The organism is Eubacterium sp. AF17-7 (assembly GCF_003461285.1).
GTDB classification, from domain to species: Bacteria; Bacillota; Clostridia; order Lachnospirales; family Lachnospiraceae; genus Eubacterium_U; species Eubacterium_U album.
Map to the genome: position 1 here is coordinate 1 of NZ_QTWU01000014.1, position 16,988 is coordinate 16,988.

Here is a 16,988-nt window from a genome sequence, read left to right on the forward strand (position 1 = left end):
CAAACTCTGCCAAATAACGAGTTTCTCTTTGTGAAATAGTAAAGACTCATTTTCTTACCTCCTCAATACATTTTTGTCTCCTATTTGTTATCCATTTACATAGTAAAATTCAACTTTCACATTTTCTTCACAAGTTTATCATTTTGTATTTTTAAAGAAGAGTGTGTTTTTTTTATACAGGTGTCTATTTTTTACAAAAAACAAATCCATACAATTTTTGCCAATTATATACAATAAAAAATCACCCAATTTTTTCTCTTTTAGAATTTATTTCTTATATATAATCTTTCTCAACGCCGGGCCACAATACTCATGTGGAACAAGTTTAAATCCTTGTTTTATATAAAATTGTTCCTTTCCAACTTCTGCCAACAATTGTACACTTACACGACTTCCCTCACACATATTTTTTTCAATATACTCTAAAATTGAGTTCATGATTGTTGTACCTATCTTTCTACCTTGATATTCAGATCTGACAACAACATCCACAATAGTAAAATATATGCCGTCACCAACAACTCTTCCCATTCCTATTGCATTATCATTATAAAAAATTACAATTGAATAATATGAATTTTCCAAGGCTTTTTCCGCCTGTTCTTTACTCCAATTATTCCATTCTACTGATTTTCTAAGTGTATAATATGTTTCATAATTCAATTGATTTTCTTTTATTGTGTATTTCATAAATACTCCGTTATCTTATATTCCTTTACTCTCGTATGTTCACTACATAATATAATCAATTACAAATCTAGTTTTTTAACAATCTCCAACGTTCTGCTTGAGGCTAGCTCATTCCCATCCAATTTAAACATTGTTTCCTTGTCTACCCATTTGTAACCAATTGTTTCTCCTTCCTGTAAAACAATCGAGTCCTTTTCAAAATCCGCCTCACACAAATATACTACATAAAATGAATGGTGGTCATGACGAACAGCACGCCCAATCTCCTTCATTTCACCGCTTAAGCCGGTTTCTTCTTTTAATTCTCTAACTGCTGCTTCTAACTCATCCTCTCCTTGTAACGCGGAACCTCCTGCAGTCAATTCCCATTTTCCGCCGTGATGTTTTCTAAAATCACGTTGCATTAGTAAATATGAGCCATCTGTATGCTTTACTACTATTTCACTTACAAGATGATACGCTCCATCAGGAATGGATTCGCCTCGAATCAATGTCTTATTTTCTATTTTATTAAAATTCTTATTGTATGCATCCCATAGTTCTGCCATTGTAGAACCTCCTTAATTTTAATTGTTTACATTACCCACTACAATTCAATAGGATATATTTCAATAACAAAATGTTCTTCCTCTATCTGTGTTTCAGGATGTGATTTTGCAATATCCAAATTGGAGTTCTACATATATTTGCTCTGCTCTTATAGATAACCTCTTTTCTTTGCTTCGCTAATTAACTTAGGTTGAATCAAAGGATATGTCCACTGACGTATTAAGTCATCGCTTAAAACTATCTTCTCGATTTCACTATGTATCTCCTCAAAAGAAAAAATCTCTGCTGCATAAAGCATTCCAAAAGATTCTTTTGCTGCATTTTCATTTACACGCGTTTTTCCTTTTACTGAATATACACAAACTGGTTTTATGTTAAAATCTACAGCTCCTGTTTCTTCTTTTAATTCTCTTACTGCAGTATCTTCAATTTTCTCACCGGTTTCTCTGTGTCCTCCCGGTACTTCAAATGTATCTCTTTCTTTATGCTTGCAAAATACCCATTTACCATTAGATTTTGAAATAATAACAGCAAATTCAAGTAAAGAATCATCTACTTCATCATAAAAATTTACTTCAATCATTTCTTCCCTCTTTTCCATTTATAATCTTTTGCTACCAGAATAGATTTATCTTTTTTTACTGCTCTCAATTCTTCCAGCATCACAGGCACATATTCTTCTATAAATTGGTCTAGCATATTTTCCGTTATGAAAACTGTTTCACCCTGAGTTTTATCTGAAAAATCTCCTGCAAAATCTTTCAAGAATCCTTCTATTCTAAACTCTGCAATTTCCATAATTTTTTCTGAATCAAGGTTAATTTTTTCCTGCAAAATATTTTGACAATTGAATTTACTAACTATATAAGAATTTAAAATATGATAATCGTTGTGTAGCATTGAAATTTCTTTCTGACTTTTCGTTATTCTAAACTCATCCCTATGTATAAATTGTCTGTAAAAAACGTCTTCAACCAAATGCATATAATAGCCAAGATACAAGCTATCTTCATTAATCTGCCTGTCAAACTTCTCCCTAAATAAGTTAAAATCAAAATATGTTGTTTCTTCTGTTCTATTGGCAAAATGAGTTTTGTCTCTGTCTTTCAAATTCATATATGCATCAGGCATTATGCTTCCCAATAGAAATCTTTTCTTGTTTTTTAGTTCAATTTCTTCTGAAAAAATCTCCCCTAATAAATAATGTATTAATCTTTGTGCCATCTTTTTCTCCTTATACTGCACTTGATAACCACCTATCATCAAAATACTAATAGATTAAAGTTCTTTTCTCATAATACTATCTTCAATTTCAACATAACCATTCTTTGGATAAAACTTCCATGACTCAAACCATTGTTCTTTAGGTTTACCTAAGTGTACAAGCGTAGCATCTTTTCCATTTTTCTTAACGTATTCTTCTGCGGTAGTCAAAAGTTTAGTTCCTATGCCGTTGTGTTTTTGATTACATTTCACAAACAAACGATGAATATAACATTCATTGGAATTATCAATCATTCTCACACCCACACTTCCAATAACTCTGTCATTTTCATCTATGGCAATCCAAAACATTCCGCCCTTATCCATATAACTTTTTTGGATATCTAACAAATCTTCATTCAGTCCCGGAACTCTTCCCAATGCATCTTTTGCTTCCAATATCATAAAAATAAGGTCATCTCTATACTTTTCTTCAAATGTAATTATTTTCATACTGTCTAACTAACCTGCACTTTCTTAATTTTTTCATTTCAAATTGAAAATTATCCACCATGGTCATAATTTTATAATAAAACTCTAAAGTGACAAAATTATCTTTTTTATCTCATCAACCTTCTCATCTAATTCTTTCGTCCCATCTATCACATAATCAGATGCTGGCAAAACATCTTTTAACATTTGAATATACGCAACTCTGGCATATTTAAGATACGTATCCATGTCTTGTCGAATCTCGTCTCCTGTAGCATTTTTCATATCTCTCAAAACTCTTCTAGCCATCGCAATATCTAATGGCGTATCTATAAAAATTGCACAATCAATATATTCCCTTAAACCTTCGTGACAGTATGCAAAAGGATAATCTAATAACAAATAATCGCAGCCTGAATTTTTTATATCAATGACATCTTTAACCAACGGACTCAGATTCCACACATTATAATCCGCTCCCTGTTTCGTCCATTCATAATAATTATCAACTTCACCTTCAAAAGAATAATCGTCAAAATGCAAAACTTTAGTATTTGCTATTTGCTTTTTCAATTCGTTAACTATAGTTGTTTTTCCGCCTGCTGTCACAGCTGCAATTGCTATTGTTTTCATTTAATGATTTGCCTCCTTTAAACGCTTTCTTTTTTCTCTTTTTAGTATTTTCCTTATTCACCATTGAAAATGGAATATTCTTCTTTTGTTTTAACATTTGATCAAATACTATATGTTCTCTTTTCTTTTTTGCCATCTGAAACCTCCAAATTTATTATCTAGTTTTCAGATTTCATCCAGATTTCCATTACTGATTACCTCCACTATACATTTTAATCTAACAACACTTTTATAAATACTCTATTTTTTATATAATTTCAAAATCGTCAATTTTTCCTTTTTTAACATAATCTATTATCTTCTCTACTTCCCCTATCGCTCTAACTCGTCCTTTTTCATTCGTAAACCAGGTTGTTCTTCTTGTAGAATTATCTTCACCAGGCAAAGAAACTATATTAACACCATCATCTCTAAAAACTCTTTCTGCTATCATAATACTTCGTCTCATATGAAAATAAGATGTCACGATTGCAATGTTTGTACATTCGCCAAGCAAATTATTTTTAATCATCAATTCTCGCGATAATTTCATATTTTCCCAAGTAGTCATTGCCTTGTTTTCAACCAAAATATCCTTCTTTTTAATTCCAAACTCAATTGCTTTTTCTTTAAGATAGTCAGCCTCAACCATATTTGCATTTCCGATGTTGCGTCCACCTGACACTATTATCTTTGATACTAATCCATTTTTATAAACCTCTACCGCATATGGAAGTCTATATATATGTGCCTTGCTACTTCTGCCATTTCTCATATGCAGCATTGACCCAGCCTTTCATTACTTTCTAATCCACCGCCTGTAATAAACCACTGATTGGTATCTAATTTCTGATATGTTCCTATATATGCAAGAGCAAGTATGTCCTTCCAACCTTCTACTATTTCTTCCAACTCATAAGAAGTTCCTTTTCATTTGTATCATTATCAATACTTTCTGACTGAATCACAAAATCTTCTCTTTGATAAAATGAAATTGCTTTGTAATTTTTTTGGTACGCACTTAAATGCATTTCCTCTTTTAATTTCTTAACATAATTCAATAACTGTTTTCCTATACCTTTTGACCTCATATTCTTTTCAACAAAAATTCCTTCTATATAATCTTTGTTTAATCCTATAAAGCCACTTATTTTTCCTAAATTTTCATATACATATATTTCCGCCTGAGGAAGTATATCCTTAACCATTTCAAAATTATCCATCCAATATTTTTCTGGAATAAAGCTATGTACTTCTACATTTGAATCAAACCATATTTGCATAATTGATGGTAAATCATTTTCTCTGAATTTTCTAATCATATAAAGCCCTCATGTTTATAAAAGTATGTTTTTTATTTATGTCCCATTGCCACTCTTACTTCATATGTTTTTTCTTTACCTATTAACATTTATAATAATGTAAACGCCACCTTAGGCGCTGTTTGAGGACAATACGACGTTATAATATTTTCATCAACTACAACTGGATTATTTTCAACAATCACTCCATATTCAGCCAATTCAATTATATCCCTTATCTAGCCATATAAAATCACCTTCAAACTATATTTTTTCAATTATAGCTTGAAGGTGATTATTTTTAAAGTTACTATTAAATTTAATAGTGACTGTGATATCGGATGGAAAGGTGACCACATTGAAATCTGCCATATCGACAACTATGAAACTCTTAATGGAAATAAATTTGTTATTTAATTTCATTTTGCGGTTAAATAGTATTATTTTTTTGTCTTTACCTTTATCGTCTTGGACCAAATTCCACCAATTTTCTTATATCCTTTTAGAGTGGATACGTCAGTTGTAATACTATATATTATGTAGTAAGTTGTGTTAGGCTTTAGCTTTTTAATTGCCCTAAGTCCACCACCCTTTTTATCCCATACAGTTTTAGCATTCTTAAATGATTTATTTGTTGAATATTGAACAATATCAACAGGTATCACCATTTTTTCAAAGGATATCTGTTTTTTCTTTATGTTAAGATGCTTCTTTTTCATCTTTGGTGGCCTGTTGTCCAACGAAAGAACTATCTGTGTAGCTTCGGTTGCTCCTGTTTTATAATTTGCTGCAATATTCACCAGAATAGTATTTCTGTTGTTTTTAAAATAAGATCTTTTGACAGTAATTGATGTTTTCTTATAATCGGTCTTTTTAAAGAAAGCTTTCGAGTTTTTCCCTATACCGGTATATGTAATGTTATAACCTGTACATCCAGAAGACTTCGACCATGACAATACATATTGATTATTTTTTACATTGCTTACTAAAAGATTTTTTACTTTAGTTTTATTTTCAACCAGCTCTACATCTGTCAGATATTGTGTTCTAACATAAGCTCTTTCACTGTTAAACCATACCGTGGTCCAATTTGAATCACTTTCATTTGGCAACGTTTCTATCTCTGCATCTGCCTGAAGGAGTCCTACAACATTGTCATCATTCGACTCATCCTTTGATTTTCTAACACCAATTTCCTTTAATGTTTTCAAGTTATAAACTTTTTTCATTACAGCGCCCTCTGGCACTTCTGTTCCATTTTTGTAAAGGTTTATGTACTTACTTTTTACATAATAGTAACCATATCCGTTCATTAGATAGTTGGTACTGTTGTCCCCCTGGAATATAACTTTGTAATACAAATCATCTGTATCTGATGTATTAGAATAAAGTCTTCTCGTAGTAACTATATATATTTTCTGATTTATTCCTACTCTATATACATCACCACTATCTGCTGTTCCTGGTATTGGACTAATACCAATAAACCCACATGTTACCTTTCCGTCAGCAACCTTTGTAATGTTTGTGCCTTCCGGTATACGGTTATATTCTTTGTCAAGATCAATCCAGACATTGTTTCTGGATGTTCTATAAAATCCAGGTGGATGTGAAGCTTGTAATAAATACTGGGCACACATAACAGGTGCTCCTGTAAAACTTTTATATCCATTACTCCAAAAAGTAACAGTATTCTTATCATATTCTACTACCTGTAAATTAGCTGTTTCACTTTCCAGATATGCACCGTTAATCCATGTGAAATTTTGATATCCTATAACACTTGAATACAGCACCTTTAAATTTTCAATATTGTCCTGTGGCAGATACTTAGGATCTACTGTTTTACCCTGAATCTTTGTTCCTGCAGGTACTACATCCATGGCAATATGATTTTTCCAATGTGCCACATTGTCAGGACCAACCAGATATGCCCTACCTATTACTTTTATATTTGGACATGCCTGATTAATAAATTCTGTATGATATCTTGACACATCTCCCAGTGCATAGACAGACTCTCTCATACATCTCATTCCAATAAGAAAAACTGCAAAAAACAGAAAGCCACCAATCATCATCTTAAAATGCCTTTTGATTTTGCTCATACACATCTCCTTTCTCTATTTTATTTTTGTGTTCCGTTCACTAATGTCTTACATCTCATAATGCATAAACATTGTCTCCTTGTCTAATAACTATTAGATCACTTTTATGCTACTTTTTCATTAATATTTTCTACATCAGGAATGCTATCTTTTGTGGTTTCAATAATTTTACAAAAATTGTCCATTAAATGTGACAGCCATTTATCTTCATATCGTGCTTCTGTAATATCATTTGTTTCTATATTAATAAATATCCTTATAAACTGGAAGTTAGCGATTTCTTTTTCCGGTATTCTCTGTCCCACGGATTTCCTCATGATAGAAATAATCTACGATCACTGGATGTCCCTGCGGGACTCTGCCATAAGGCATTTCATTATCCACAAAGGCACAATCATACTTCTTAGCCATTTTCTCAGCTTTTACTTCAAGTGCTTCAAAGTAGCTACGGTTATGCTTGTTATAGATCTCGTCGTAAAGTGGTACAAGATCAGGATATTTTCCGGCGATATAATCCATAATTATCTTTTTGAAACCGCCTCGAAGATTGAGATTTTCGAGCCAGAACAGATCGCACTGATCCTTTACCCGCTCAAAGATTGCTTCAAAATCCGTGATACCGGGGAATACCGGGGATACGAAACAGACTGTACGGATACCTGCCTCATATACCTGCTTCATAGCAGCGATACGGTGCTCAATGCTCGAAGCAGAATCCATATCGTTCTTGAAATTTTCATCTAGTGTGTTGATCGACCATGAAACGGTTACACGTCCAAGCTTCTTCAACAGATCAATATCCCGTACCACAAGATCCGACTTTGTGCAGATCAGAATATCTGCGTCACTGCCGATCAGCTGCTCCAGAAGTTTTCTGGTATTCCCGAATTGCTCCTCCTGTGGATTGTAGCCATCTGTCACAGAACCGATGACCACCCGCTGTCCGGCATATTTCTTCGGATTTTTAATTTCTGGCCAATGCTTCACATCAAGGAAAGTGCCCCATTCCTCCTTGTGCCCGGTAAAGCGCTTCATAAAAGAAGCATAGCAATACTTGCAGGCATGTGTACAGCCCACATAGGGATTGACCGAGTAACCGCCTACCGGCAGACTAGACTTAGTCATGATGTTCTTTGTTTCCACCTCACGAATGAGGATTCCATTCATTACTTCTTCCATGATTTCTGTACCTCTAACACTTTATTAAATTCTTCCGGCATTTCCTGAATCATATTTTCATCCCCTATGATAGGGACAAGGTCTTCCTTCATAAACACCGGAATGCCGAGCTTATGTGCCTGGTCCGTCAGAGACCATGCCCATTCCGGCTCCGTATGAATCTTCCTGCTCTGAGCTCCGGTCATGGTGCCGACAACGATCCAATTGATTCCGGAAAGGTCAACTGTGCCGGGATCATCGAATAACGGCTCAAAGGTAACATGGTAATGTTTTGCTCTGACGTTTTTCCGAAGGGCGTCGATACGCCACAGTTCTGCTTTCCTCGTCACCGTAACGCCAAACCATGCGTTTTCCAGATCGGTATCAAAATCCAGCAAATCAGGTCGCTTGGTAAGGAACAGGAACTGATGCTGTGGATTTTCACGGATCTTTGCAAATACCTCGTCTCTCCATTCCGGCTTCCATCCGGAGAGATCGCTCATGCCGGTAAGAAGAAAGTTCTGCGGACGTTTCTTTTCCATCATCTTGAGCTTACCCGGAAAGAATTCAGGGTCAGCGAAGTCATCAATCATATGCCAGCGTTTCACGTTGTTGCGGGCATAGCAATATGCACACCCCACTGTGCAGCCAATGACGATATTCATGTTCTGAATCTGATTTTTGATACAAATACTCATGACTTCTGCCACTCCTCAAGATTCTTTCTGATGCGGTCGAGGCATTCCTCAAACCGGGTAATTTCTTCCTCTGAAAAACCTTTGTAGTAAATACTACCCATCTCATCAGATACAGAATCGTACTCGCCCTTTAAGGCATGTGCTTTCTCAGTCAGAAACAGGAGTGTCTTCCTTTTGTCCGTTTCAGACTGAACACGGCTTATCAGCCCTTGTTTTTCCATTCTTTCCAGCATCGTAGTAAGAGATGTTATCGCTAATCCGCATTTAGTCGAAAGTGACCTGATTGAAATACCATCCTTCTGCCACAGCACATAAAGAATACGCCCCTGGGCTCCATTAAACGCATCAATATTCTTTTCACTGAGAATCTTCTCGAAAATCCGGTCTCCAAGCTGTTTTATTTTGGTGACAAGAAATCCTCCATTCATTTCCATACAAAAGCTCCTATATAGTAGTTTATCAAAAACATACTATATAGGAGCTTTATTGTCAAGAGTTTATATGTCTTAATAGGTAAATTCCGTTTTTTTCAATTCTCCAAACTGGAAGTTTCTTAAATAATATAATTAACTATTCCATAAATCAAATGGCATACCATAAATATTGAAATAGGTATAACAGCAATCATATTCTTTCTTTCAATAGCGAAAAACAGAAATACCAAGCATGGAAAAATAGTCAAACCCAATATAACAATGCCATTCGTCACACCTACATAATAAAATATCCAACATAAAAAATACAGTAGACAACAAATAATTGTGGCCATAATAAATCGTGTGATACTTATTTTTTTACGGTCTTGATTAATGAATATACATAACGACATTACCATTAACACCTGACATATAGATGCTATTACATCTACTGTTTTTGTAATTGACTCTCCCCTTAAAATATCATTCGGTGCTGGAACTGCGAACCAAATAAAATTGGGAATCATAATAATAATAAAAGTAATCAATCCCCATATATCAAAACCTATTTTGTATTTTTTTATCATCTCAACATCTCCAAAGATTCAAATTTAGCTCATTCTTATCTTTTCATAAATTTCTTCTGTTTCGCAATTTGCCCCGTCAAATTTAGGCCACGCATCCACATTATCGTTTCTTCTTCTTGGAATAATATGAATATGAAAATGCGGAACAGATTGACCAGCACTTTCATCACTTGCATTCAGTAAATTCACACCTTCGTACCCACATTTATCAACACAATAGTTGGCTACTTTCTTCACTGTGGACATCAAATGGCTAAGCGTATCTACATCACAATCTAGAATATTTTTAATATGCTTTTTAGGTATTGCAACCATATGGCCGTCAACATCTTTTGCAATATCCATAAAAACCATTGTATATTCATCTTCATATACTTTCAAACTCGGAATTTCTCCGTTTAATATCTTACAAAATATACAATCCATTTACGACTTACCTCCATAAAATTCAAAGTTTCTGTTCCTTACAAACTTCGATTTATCCATTTCCCTATTTTATTTCTCTCACAATAATACATTGCAGTTTCTAAATTTCCATATTTAATATTTTCCATCTCTTCTAACATTTTAAAATTTACCCGTCTAATTCCTTATTATCGTTAATAAAACTGGAAATTACTATTGCTTATTCTTTCTTCTATAAATTTTTCTTATAAACAGTTCATTATTTTCAGATGTTTCTACAATAGATATATTAAAATTATTGTCATCAAATTCTGGGAAAAAGACATCCCCTTGCTCTACATTTATATTAATCTCAGTAATGTACATTACGTCCACTAGTGGTATGGCTTCTTTGTATACTCCATAGCCACCGGCTATATATACATCTTTTCCTTTTGCAAATTCTATAGCCTCTTTTACACTAGATGCTGTATGAAGATTTTCACCTATATATTTTTTAGTATTCGAAATAACTATCGTTTCTCTATTTGGAAGCGGGCGACCAATTTCATCGTATGAATTTCGTCCCATTATTACAACATTTCCTGTTGTAAGTTCCTTGAATTGTTTTTGTTCTCCCTTTATTTTCCACGGAATTTTTCCATTTTTTCCAATAACATTATTTTTTGAACGGGCTACTATTAAACCTATCATATAAATTTTCTCCTTATATAAAAGTTTTTACGAGACTAATTTCCCTGGTTTACCTTTTCAATATAATAATCCAGTTTTTCTTTCATCCGTAATTATATGCTCAATTCCAGCATGTTCCTTACTAAGATATTCCTTCAAAAAAGTTGGAAATGCTTTGTATTTATCCAAATCTTTTATTGGTATCCAATGCATTGTTTCTCTTACTCCCTGGCTATAACTATCACTATTAAGCTGTTTTGTTCCTCTAGGCTTCATCAAATAGTACATTGACATTTCATGGCAATCCATTCCTTTTAAACTTCCCTGATTTTCATTGAAGAAATTTTCGTGAATAACTGCAAGACGGTCGATTTCATATTCTACACCTGTTTCCTCAAGCACTTCTCTTTTTACTGCGTGTTCAGATGTTTCTCCAACATGAACTCCACCACCGATTGAGTAATAATAATCGTCTATTTCATTTCCTGCAAATAGCACACAACCTTCTTCAATTATTATTGTTGCTGCACGATATCTAAACCATTTATTTTCTCTTGTAAATCCACAATCCTGCATATTCTTTCTCCTCTAATCTTATAATTGTGTATAGTTTTTGATTTGACAAAATACTTATAAACATAACTTTATAGATTCAACAGATATAGTATGCTATCCCTGTCCGGATAGGAATATGGTACTGGTAGTTCTTCTGAATTAATTCTTTTAAAACCAGCTTTTTCATAAAACCTATGTGAGATATGAGCAACCGCAGGTGTATCCAAAATTATATGCTCAATACCTTTGCTGTTAGCATACTTCAAAAGTTCATTGTATAATGAAAGTCCTACTTTCTGTGAACGAAACGCCTTCTCTACAAAAAATTTTTTCAAAACAGTACAATTTTTCTCCTTCAACATGAGTCCGATTGTACCAATTACTCTGTCATCGGATAAAGCAACCCAAAATTATCCTTTACAAACCGACATTCTACTATTTATTCCAAATCATAAGATTTTCTTTTAATTTTCTAATCGTATAAAGCCATCATGTTTATATAAGTATGATTTTTATTTTACATAATATATTACCATCGCTCACTTTCAATAGCAATTTATTTCCCTAGTAATCTTCTTTTTCGCGTAAAATATATGTGTTATATTATTTAAGCTTAAGTTTTATTATTTAACTATTATTTAAATTTTCTATTATTTAAAAATTGACCATTACCGCTTCCCGACTGTATATAAGGTGAAAGGAGAAACAATTCAAATTATGAGTACTCAGCAATTCGAAGAGAAATACTACAAGTACAAGGATCTTCTTTTCAGAATAATCTTCACATATGTAAAAAATCCAAATGACGCTGAAGATATTTTGCAGGAAGTTTTTACAAAACTTTATTGTAGTAACAAAGCTTTTGAAACAGATGAACATGAAAAAAGATGGCTCATTAGAATTTCAATTAATCTCTCCAAAAATCACCTGAAATTATTTTGGAATAAGAAAAGAGATATTTTTAATCATGAAGACTTACCGGGAGAATCATTTTCTTCAGAATATAATGATTTACTGCAAATGGTTCTAAACCTCCCTGACAAATGTAAAGCTCCAATGTATCTGCATTATTACGAAGGATATTCCTGTAAGCAAATTGGTGAAATACTTGGCTGTAAAGAATCAGCAATTAAAATGAGATTAAAAAGAGGACGTGAGCTCTTAAAAATGAATTTAGAGGAGGATAAACAGTATGGATGTTAATGAATATAAAAAAGTATATGATGAAATTAAAACATCTGAAAAAATCGACAACAAAATATTAAATTCTGTTAAGGATACAAAAAAGAAACATTCTTATCCGCGATTACTTAAAGTTGCTTCTATTGCACTAGCCTGTATTTTATTATCAAATGGCAGTGTTTATGCAATTAACTATATTTTACATATGGATTCACACGTTAAAAATAAGGTTATTAAAACTACAGAGAAAGAAACACATGAACAATATCTTATTAAAAACGGATATGACACTATTTATACTGATTCAAATTTAAAAAACATTAAGTGTGAAGATAAAGGTATTTCCGTCGAACTTGTGGAAACTGTAGCTGACAATAATATTGCATACGTTTATTTTAAGGTTGATTATGGAAAATGGAAAAAAACTGTAGAAGATATGGGCTATGATTTGGTTGATGTATTTATGGACGTTGATTTTTATTGTACAAAATCTAATGGTAAACAAGTTGGTCTGTCATGGGCAACAGGATATGCTAATCATTATAAATCAGATGATACAAGTTACACTTACGGTTTTGATGTTGATAATGAACGTGATTTAGATTTTGAAAATATTACTATGGAAATAAAATCTTTTTATGCTACAGGTCATACAGTTTATTCTGAAGATGAAACTTTTGTAAATGGCAATTGGAAAATATCCTGGGATTTAAAACATGGTACTGAAGAACTTAGAAAAACATTTAATAGGGAAATTGATTTAGGCGAAAAATATAACAACAAAAAGGTTTATATTAATGAAATAATTATCACACCTATTGAATACACAATCTACTATTCATACCATAAGGGTGAAAAAAACACTTTACCATTGATAGATGTAATAGATGAACTTAATACCGGTATTGCAACATTAAATATTAAAGGTAAAGAAACCTCGCCTAAAGTTATTTCTCAGATTGATTCTGTAGAAAATGGCAGCAAACGTTCTAAATATACTGTATTCACCGGAGTTATTGGAAATCTTGATGATATTAAGTCAATAACTCTTCCGGGAAATAACACATTTGATATGACAAACTAAAAGCGTGAAAGTTTTTCTGTAAATCAAATATTTAAATATAATTAACAGCACCGGTAATTGTGATACGCACCCTACTTACTTGATTGGATGCATATTCAATTGACCGGTGACTTTCTTTTTAATATTCTCAAATTTCAAACAATTTATTACAACAAATTTTCAGGCCATTCGTCGCCTTCATCTAAGTTATTATCCATAAGCCACTTGTCTTCTACTGATATGATTTTTTTCTCATTATTTTCATTTACAAGTGTAACTGTCACCTTTGGCTTTTCACTTTCAGAACGTTCTTCACATCCATAATCGCCATCAAATATATGCTTAATTTTCCACATTTTATTACTCCGTTCCTTCAATTATTGTACCTGTCCACTTCACTCTGAATCCATGTCATAATTACATCTACCAAATAATCCTGCTGAATTCTGCTTAATTCTTTTCCCGGCTGAATTTTATGCCACTTTCTGATACACTCTCTGCAACATGTAGCTGTTGCATGCTGAGCAACAAACACCGGATGTCCTTTTGTTGGAGTTTGCTTTCCGTCATTTGGAATAAATGCAGGAGCTTCTCTTTTAAAAATAAATTCTCTTGCATGTTCCCTTATAGTTTCCATTCCCTTTTCATTTATGTAATCAATATCCTTTTGTTTTAAATGAAAACTACTGCGAAATTTTGAATTATTAAGTCTGCTAAATAGTTGTTTGTACCATTCTTCCTTTGTCATTTTCGAACTCCATTTATACAAATTCTTCTAATTATTAACTGCATATATTCATTTATCTTTTTTAACACGTGAAAATTATATATGCAGTTTTTAGTTTTAATCATTTATCATAAAATAATGTATCATCAAAACAAATATTACCAAAATAATTATTAATGCAATCATTGTTATTCCTATAAATACATTATTACTATTATCTCTACTTACAACATTATCCACATTTTCATTTGTAATATTTTTACTAGCTTGATTGTCTTCTGCTTTTCTAATTTCAACATTTATTAATGAAAATGAATCTGTTCTATTAATTATTCTTTGATAAAAATTTTTTACATATTGTACATCACTTTCGCTACATTCTGAATCTCCATTATTATGAGCTATATTATTACGTATCCATCTTATATGCTTAAGCATTTTATAATCGTATTGCCATGACTCAACAAGTTTGCTTTTCTCAAATGGTATTTGTTCCATTTCATTTACATACTGCGTAATTCCTTGATTGCTTCCCAGTAAATCTTTACATAAATTATCTAATTTTTTGTATTCTTCAAAAAATATAATTTCAATATTATTCATATTTTTATGCTCCTATATTTGTTTAATATAAAATAAACGATTAATTCAAATAGGATTTTACTACCTCAAAAACATTCAAATATCCATTTGCATACATATGCACACCGTCAATTGCATACTCTGTTTTTTGTTCTCCATTTTCATTAACGAGACCTGCATTGCAGTCAATATAATAGCATTCATATTTATTTGCGATTTCTTTCAAATACTCATTGCACATTTGAATGTTTTCAGGAGTTCTAAGCTTCATCCATTGAATTGCCTCTTCTGTATGCCAAGGCAAATGTAAATTTGCAGGATAAAATGCCATTATATAAATTTCTGCATTAGGAATACTATCTTTTGTAGTTTCAATAATTTTGCAAAAATTGTCCATCAGATGTGACATCCACTTATCTCCATATCGGGCTTCCGTAATATCATTTGTTCCTATATTGATAAATATCTTCGATGGTTCAAGGTCTAAAAGCAATGTATTAATGTTTTCCAAAAACTCATCTGTATTCAATCCACCAACGCCTCGATTATAAATTACCTCATCAAATCCTTTACTTCTTGCAATTTCACAAATAGGAAACTGTTCCATCAGTGATGAACCTGTAAAAAGAATTTTTCCCTTTAATATGTTCTGATTTAAATAATCAAAATTTTTAATTTTTATCATCTGCTCATTATTCATTGTAATACCCTCTCTTTTTATATTGAATTTCCTTCTATCAACTAAGCCGGCAAATTATATTGTTATATTTGTCTGTATGAATTTAGATTTATTTTCAATTCTGCCTCAGTATATGGTTCTTGTTCAATTGATGCTTCTTACGATAGTCTATTTCACAACAACTCTTTTTCCATTTTCAACTATAAATATCTGAAATTTATTTTAAATTTATTCTTTATTCACTTTGTTATCAATAGCCTGCACCAATAATTTATATCTTTTTAGTGTGTCGGCATTCTTTCCACAGTACTCTCGTTTTACAAGTTCATTATTGCTATAATCTACATAAATATCATACAAATTAAATTGATCACTTGTTAAATCAATATAATGTTCGTTAATTTTATTGAAATAATGAGTACCACCGCCTGAAACTCTTATTTTATGAATTGTGCCTCCAAACATATCATAAACCAGCGTTGCTGTTATTGCACACTGTCCATATGTAGGATCATTTTCCTCATCATACTCTTTTTGACAGCTAGGATAGGCTGTTTCTCTACACCAAACATCAAGTAAAATTTCGAACAATTCATCAATAGTTTTTATCTTGCAATTATTTCCATTTTTTCTATGTATTTCTTTTGTGTATTCATTTCCGAAATATGAAATATTTCGTCCCGATTTTGTTTTAAACATTTTCTATTTCCTTTCTACTACAATATATTTATGGTTAATAACCCTTACAGCCAGTAAGGAATTATCCATCTTGTTGCTTAAGCTGTTAGAATGTAGGTAGCAATTGGATATCTTCTCCTTTCTTGGACTTCGCGTCCGTAAAAAAGACTGATAACCAGCTCCTCATTCGCAGCGTTCGTTTTATGCAGGTTGAATCGCCATAGGTGCATTCGTGTCACACCACAGTAGATCGAATAGGCAATGAGTAAAACTGATATTTATCCATTGCAATAATCTTAAGGAGTGACAAATTTATGAACGCAGTAGGTATTGATGTTTCAAAAGGTAAAAGTATGGTTGCTATTATGCGACCTTTTGGTGAAATTGTTTCCACACCTTTTGAAATCAAACTGACCCACGAAAAACCTTATTTCAGGTAATGGACGCTTTAATCAAGACCAAACCATAGGATGATCCTGTGTATCAGTTCTTAGACAAGAAACGTGCTCAAGGTAAACCCTATTATGTCTATATAACGGCTGGTGCCAACAAGTTTCTAAGAATCTACTATGGACGAGTGAAAGAATATCTTTCATCTCTTCCAGAATCCTAATTATAACTACGATTTTCA

Annotated in this window: 26 protein-coding genes and 3 pseudogenes; 5 read left to right on the forward strand and 24 right to left on the reverse strand. The window is 32.5% G+C overall.

Features of this window, described 5'->3' with window-relative positions:
- Positions 1 to 267: 267 nt before the first annotated feature.
- The 10 genes from DWW96_RS10995 to DWW96_RS11035 all read right to left on the reverse strand — a co-directional run bounded on the left by DWW96_RS10995 (position 268) and on the right by DWW96_RS11035 (position 4,868).
- Positions 268 to 690: a GNAT family N-acetyltransferase gene (locus DWW96_RS10995; RefSeq protein WP_117910455.1), complete on the reverse strand. Its 423-nt coding sequence runs from the start codon at positions 688 to 690 to the stop codon at positions 268 to 270.
- Between the two features lie 59 nt (positions 691 to 749).
- On the reverse strand, positions 750 to 1,238 hold the full coding sequence (locus tag DWW96_RS11000) for an NUDIX domain-containing protein (RefSeq protein WP_022087864.1): 489 nt from the start codon (positions 1,236 to 1,238) through the stop codon (positions 750 to 752).
- Positions 1,239 to 1,387: 149 nt separating this feature from the next.
- Positions 1,388 to 1,840, reverse strand: a complete 453-nt coding sequence (locus tag DWW96_RS11005) for an NUDIX domain-containing protein (protein WP_243003068.1) — start codon at positions 1,838 to 1,840, stop codon at positions 1,388 to 1,390.
- Positions 1,819 to 2,463, reverse strand: coding sequence for a zinc dependent phospholipase C family protein (locus tag DWW96_RS11010; protein ID WP_158562694.1), 645 nt, complete (start codon positions 2,461 to 2,463; stop codon positions 1,819 to 1,821). Before DWW96_RS11010 ends, DWW96_RS11005 begins: the two co-directional genes overlap by 22 nt.
- Before the next feature lie 54 nt (positions 2,464 to 2,517).
- Positions 2,518 to 2,955, reverse strand: a complete 438-nt coding sequence (locus tag DWW96_RS11015; protein WP_117910458.1) for a GNAT family N-acetyltransferase — start codon at positions 2,953 to 2,955, stop codon at positions 2,518 to 2,520.
- Between the two features lie 84 nt (positions 2,956 to 3,039).
- The gene (locus tag DWW96_RS11020) at positions 3,040 to 3,567 is read right to left on the reverse strand and encodes a hypothetical protein (protein WP_117910459.1); all 528 of its coding nucleotides are present in this window, start codon (positions 3,565 to 3,567) and stop codon (positions 3,040 to 3,042) included.
- Complete coding sequence (locus tag DWW96_RS14070; protein ID WP_117910460.1) at positions 3,512 to 3,703, reverse strand: hypothetical protein; 192 nt, start codon at positions 3,701 to 3,703, stop codon at positions 3,512 to 3,514. The genes DWW96_RS11020 and DWW96_RS14070 overlap by 56 nt, the downstream gene beginning before the upstream one ends.
- 111 nt (positions 3,704 to 3,814) lie before the next feature.
- Positions 3,815 to 4,321 carry a YdcF family protein gene (locus DWW96_RS11030; RefSeq protein WP_158562695.1) on the reverse strand — a complete coding sequence of 169 codons (507 nt, stop codon included), beginning with the start codon at positions 4,319 to 4,321 and terminating at the stop codon, positions 3,815 to 3,817.
- A complete protein-coding gene (locus DWW96_RS14075) occupies positions 4,318 to 4,458 on the reverse strand; it encodes a hypothetical protein (RefSeq protein WP_158562696.1) in 141 nt (46 codons plus the stop codon). Before DWW96_RS14075 ends, DWW96_RS11030 begins: the two co-directional genes overlap by 4 nt.
- The gene (locus tag DWW96_RS11035; RefSeq protein WP_117910462.1) at positions 4,446 to 4,868 is read right to left on the reverse strand and encodes an N-acetyltransferase; all 423 of its coding nucleotides are present in this window, start codon (positions 4,866 to 4,868) and stop codon (positions 4,446 to 4,448) included. Before DWW96_RS11035 ends, DWW96_RS14075 begins: the two co-directional genes overlap by 13 nt.
- Positions 4,869 to 5,132: 264 nt before the next feature.
- Between DWW96_RS11035 and DWW96_RS14575 the strand changes: the two genes are divergently transcribed.
- On the forward strand, positions 5,133 to 5,264 hold the full coding sequence (locus DWW96_RS14575; RefSeq protein WP_278286588.1) for a hypothetical protein: 132 nt from the start codon (positions 5,133 to 5,135) through the stop codon (positions 5,262 to 5,264).
- 23 nt (positions 5,265 to 5,287) lie between these two features.
- Here DWW96_RS14575 and DWW96_RS11050 read toward each other — a convergent pair whose 3' ends face one another.
- From DWW96_RS11050 to DWW96_RS11095, 9 genes and pseudogenes are all read right to left on the reverse strand, one after another.
- Entirely contained in the window at positions 5,288 to 6,955 is a 1,668-nt protein-coding gene (locus DWW96_RS11050) for a hypothetical protein (protein ID WP_117910464.1), read from the reverse strand.
- Between the two features lie 104 nt (positions 6,956 to 7,059).
- Entirely contained in the window at positions 7,060 to 7,260 is a 201-nt protein-coding gene (locus DWW96_RS11055; protein WP_117910465.1) for a hypothetical protein, read from the reverse strand.
- Positions 7,226 to 8,134 (reverse strand): radical SAM mobile pair protein B, encoded by a 909-nt coding sequence (locus DWW96_RS11060; protein ID WP_117854893.1) that lies wholly within the window; start codon positions 8,132 to 8,134, stop codon positions 7,226 to 7,228. The genes DWW96_RS11055 and DWW96_RS11060 overlap by 35 nt, the downstream gene beginning before the upstream one ends.
- A complete protein-coding gene (locus DWW96_RS11065) occupies positions 8,122 to 8,811 on the reverse strand; it encodes a radical SAM mobile pair protein A (protein WP_117910466.1) in 690 nt (229 codons plus the stop codon). Before DWW96_RS11065 ends, DWW96_RS11060 begins: the two co-directional genes overlap by 13 nt.
- Positions 8,808 to 9,245: a radical SAM mobile pair system MarR family transcriptional regulator gene (locus DWW96_RS11070; RefSeq protein WP_117676378.1), complete on the reverse strand. Its 438-nt coding sequence runs from the start codon at positions 9,243 to 9,245 to the stop codon at positions 8,808 to 8,810. The genes DWW96_RS11065 and DWW96_RS11070 overlap by 4 nt, the downstream gene beginning before the upstream one ends.
- 593 nt (positions 9,246 to 9,838) lie before the next feature.
- The gene (locus tag DWW96_RS11080) at positions 9,839 to 10,240 is read right to left on the reverse strand and encodes an HIT family protein (protein WP_117910468.1); all 402 of its coding nucleotides are present in this window, start codon (positions 10,238 to 10,240) and stop codon (positions 9,839 to 9,841) included.
- A gap of 249 nt (positions 10,241 to 10,489) precedes the next feature.
- Positions 10,490 to 10,912 (reverse strand): annotated as a pseudogene (locus tag DWW96_RS11085) (dihydrofolate reductase); the annotation flags it as partial.
- A 57-nt stretch (positions 10,913 to 10,969) separates the two neighbouring features.
- Complete coding sequence (locus DWW96_RS11090) at positions 10,970 to 11,467, reverse strand: NUDIX hydrolase (protein WP_117910469.1); 498 nt, start codon at positions 11,465 to 11,467, stop codon at positions 10,970 to 10,972.
- A 68-nt stretch (positions 11,468 to 11,535) separates the two neighbouring features.
- Positions 11,536 to 11,844 (reverse strand): annotated as a pseudogene (locus DWW96_RS11095) (GNAT family N-acetyltransferase); the annotation flags it as partial.
- Between the two features lie 319 nt (positions 11,845 to 12,163).
- Between DWW96_RS11095 and DWW96_RS11100 the strand changes: the two are divergent.
- Positions 12,164 to 12,649 carry a sigma-70 family RNA polymerase sigma factor gene (locus DWW96_RS11100; RefSeq protein ID WP_022088786.1) on the forward strand — a complete coding sequence of 162 codons (486 nt, stop codon included), beginning with the start codon at positions 12,164 to 12,166 and terminating at the stop codon, positions 12,647 to 12,649.
- Complete coding sequence (locus DWW96_RS11105; RefSeq protein ID WP_117910470.1) at positions 12,639 to 13,712, forward strand: DUF4179 domain-containing protein; 1,074 nt, start codon at positions 12,639 to 12,641, stop codon at positions 13,710 to 13,712. Before DWW96_RS11100 ends, DWW96_RS11105 begins: the two co-directional genes overlap by 11 nt.
- 146 nt (positions 13,713 to 13,858) lie before the next feature.
- On the opposite strand, the gene DWW96_RS11110 is transcribed toward DWW96_RS11105, so the two are convergent.
- The 5 genes from DWW96_RS11110 to DWW96_RS11130 form a co-directional block, all read right to left on the reverse strand.
- Complete coding sequence (locus tag DWW96_RS11110) at positions 13,859 to 14,047, reverse strand: hypothetical protein (protein ID WP_022088788.1); 189 nt, start codon at positions 14,045 to 14,047, stop codon at positions 13,859 to 13,861.
- 17 nt (positions 14,048 to 14,064) lie between these two features.
- A complete protein-coding gene (locus tag DWW96_RS11115; protein ID WP_022088789.1) occupies positions 14,065 to 14,439 on the reverse strand; it encodes a DUF4186 domain-containing protein in 375 nt (124 codons plus the stop codon).
- Between the two features lie 96 nt (positions 14,440 to 14,535).
- Complete coding sequence (locus tag DWW96_RS11120) at positions 14,536 to 15,021, reverse strand: DUF6548 family protein (protein ID WP_022088790.1); 486 nt, start codon at positions 15,019 to 15,021, stop codon at positions 14,536 to 14,538.
- Between the two features lie 40 nt (positions 15,022 to 15,061).
- The gene (locus tag DWW96_RS11125; RefSeq protein WP_117910471.1) at positions 15,062 to 15,700 is read right to left on the reverse strand and encodes a GDSL-type esterase/lipase family protein; all 639 of its coding nucleotides are present in this window, start codon (positions 15,698 to 15,700) and stop codon (positions 15,062 to 15,064) included.
- Positions 15,701 to 15,907: 207 nt separating this feature from the next.
- Complete coding sequence (locus DWW96_RS11130) at positions 15,908 to 16,378, reverse strand: hypothetical protein (protein WP_022088791.1); 471 nt, start codon at positions 16,376 to 16,378, stop codon at positions 15,908 to 15,910.
- A 293-nt stretch (positions 16,379 to 16,671) separates the two neighbouring features.
- Here DWW96_RS11130 and DWW96_RS14465 point away from each other — a divergent pair, with 293 nt between their 5' ends.
- Together DWW96_RS14465 and DWW96_RS11140 are read left to right on the forward strand one after the other, a co-directional pair.
- Positions 16,672 to 16,797 (forward strand): IS110 family transposase, encoded by a 126-nt coding sequence (locus DWW96_RS14465; protein ID WP_243003069.1) that lies wholly within the window; start codon positions 16,672 to 16,674, stop codon positions 16,795 to 16,797.
- Positions 16,776 to 16,970: pseudogene (locus tag DWW96_RS11140) on the forward strand (IS110 family transposase); the annotation flags it as partial. The gene DWW96_RS14465 and the pseudogene DWW96_RS11140, both read left to right, overlap by 22 nt.
- Between the last annotated feature and the right edge of the window lie 18 nt (positions 16,971 to 16,988).

Bases quoted from the DNA above. Each gene is read 5' to 3' on its own strand.
- DWW96_RS10995 (WP_117910455.1), bottom strand. From the start codon at position 690: ATGAAATACACAATAAAAGAAAATCAATTGAATTATGAAACATATTAT.
- DWW96_RS11000 (WP_022087864.1), bottom strand. From the start codon at position 1,238: ATGGCAGAACTATGGGATGCATACAATAAGAATTTTAATAAAATAGAA.
- DWW96_RS11005 (WP_243003068.1), bottom strand. From the start codon at position 1,840: ATGGAAAAGAGGGAAGAAATGATTGAAGTAAATTTTTATGATGAAGTA.
- DWW96_RS11010 (WP_158562694.1), bottom strand. From the start codon at position 2,463: ATGGCACAAAGATTAATACATTATTTATTAGGGGAGATTTTTTCAGAA.
- DWW96_RS11015 (WP_117910458.1), bottom strand. From the start codon at position 2,955: ATGAAAATAATTACATTTGAAGAAAAGTATAGAGATGACCTTATTTTT.
- DWW96_RS11020 (WP_117910459.1), bottom strand. From the start codon at position 3,567: ATGAAAACAATAGCAATTGCAGCTGTGACAGCAGGCGGAAAAACAACT.
- DWW96_RS14070 (WP_117910460.1), bottom strand. From the start codon at position 3,703: ATGGCAAAAAAGAAAAGAGAACATATAGTATTTGATCAAATGTTAAAA.
- DWW96_RS11030 (WP_158562695.1), bottom strand. From the start codon at position 4,321: ATGAGAAATGGCAGAAGTAGCAAGGCACATATATATAGACTTCCATAT.
- DWW96_RS11035 (WP_117910462.1), bottom strand. From the start codon at position 4,868: ATGATTAGAAAATTCAGAGAAAATGATTTACCATCAATTATGCAAATA.
- DWW96_RS11050 (WP_117910464.1), bottom strand. From the start codon at position 6,955: ATGAGCAAAATCAAAAGGCATTTTAAGATGATGATTGGTGGCTTTCTG.
- DWW96_RS11060 (WP_117854893.1), bottom strand. From the start codon at position 8,134: ATGGAAGAAGTAATGAATGGAATCCTCATTCGTGAGGTGGAAACAAAG.
- DWW96_RS11065 (WP_117910466.1), bottom strand. From the start codon at position 8,811: ATGAGTATTTGTATCAAAAATCAGATTCAGAACATGAATATCGTCATT.
- DWW96_RS11070 (WP_117676378.1), bottom strand. From the start codon at position 9,245: ATGGAAATGAATGGAGGATTTCTTGTCACCAAAATAAAACAGCTTGGA.
- DWW96_RS11080 (WP_117910468.1), bottom strand. From the start codon at position 10,240: ATGGATTGTATATTTTGTAAGATATTAAACGGAGAAATTCCGAGTTTG.
- DWW96_RS11090 (WP_117910469.1), bottom strand. From the start codon at position 11,467: ATGCAGGATTGTGGATTTACAAGAGAAAATAAATGGTTTAGATATCGT.
- DWW96_RS11100 (WP_022088786.1), top strand. From the start codon at position 12,164: ATGAGTACTCAGCAATTCGAAGAGAAATACTACAAGTACAAGGATCTT.
- DWW96_RS11105 (WP_117910470.1), top strand. From the start codon at position 12,639: ATGGATGTTAATGAATATAAAAAAGTATATGATGAAATTAAAACATCT.
- DWW96_RS11110 (WP_022088788.1), bottom strand. From the start codon at position 14,047: ATGTGGAAAATTAAGCATATATTTGATGGCGATTATGGATGTGAAGAA.
- DWW96_RS11115 (WP_022088789.1), bottom strand. From the start codon at position 14,439: ATGACAAAGGAAGAATGGTACAAACAACTATTTAGCAGACTTAATAAT.
- DWW96_RS11120 (WP_022088790.1), bottom strand. From the start codon at position 15,021: ATGAATAATATTGAAATTATATTTTTTGAAGAATACAAAAAATTAGAT.
- DWW96_RS11125 (WP_117910471.1), bottom strand. From the start codon at position 15,700: ATGAATAATGAGCAGATGATAAAAATTAAAAATTTTGATTATTTAAAT.
- DWW96_RS11130 (WP_022088791.1), bottom strand. From the start codon at position 16,378: ATGTTTAAAACAAAATCGGGACGAAATATTTCATATTTCGGAAATGAA.
- DWW96_RS14465 (WP_243003069.1), top strand. From the start codon at position 16,672: ATGAACGCAGTAGGTATTGATGTTTCAAAAGGTAAAAGTATGGTTGCT.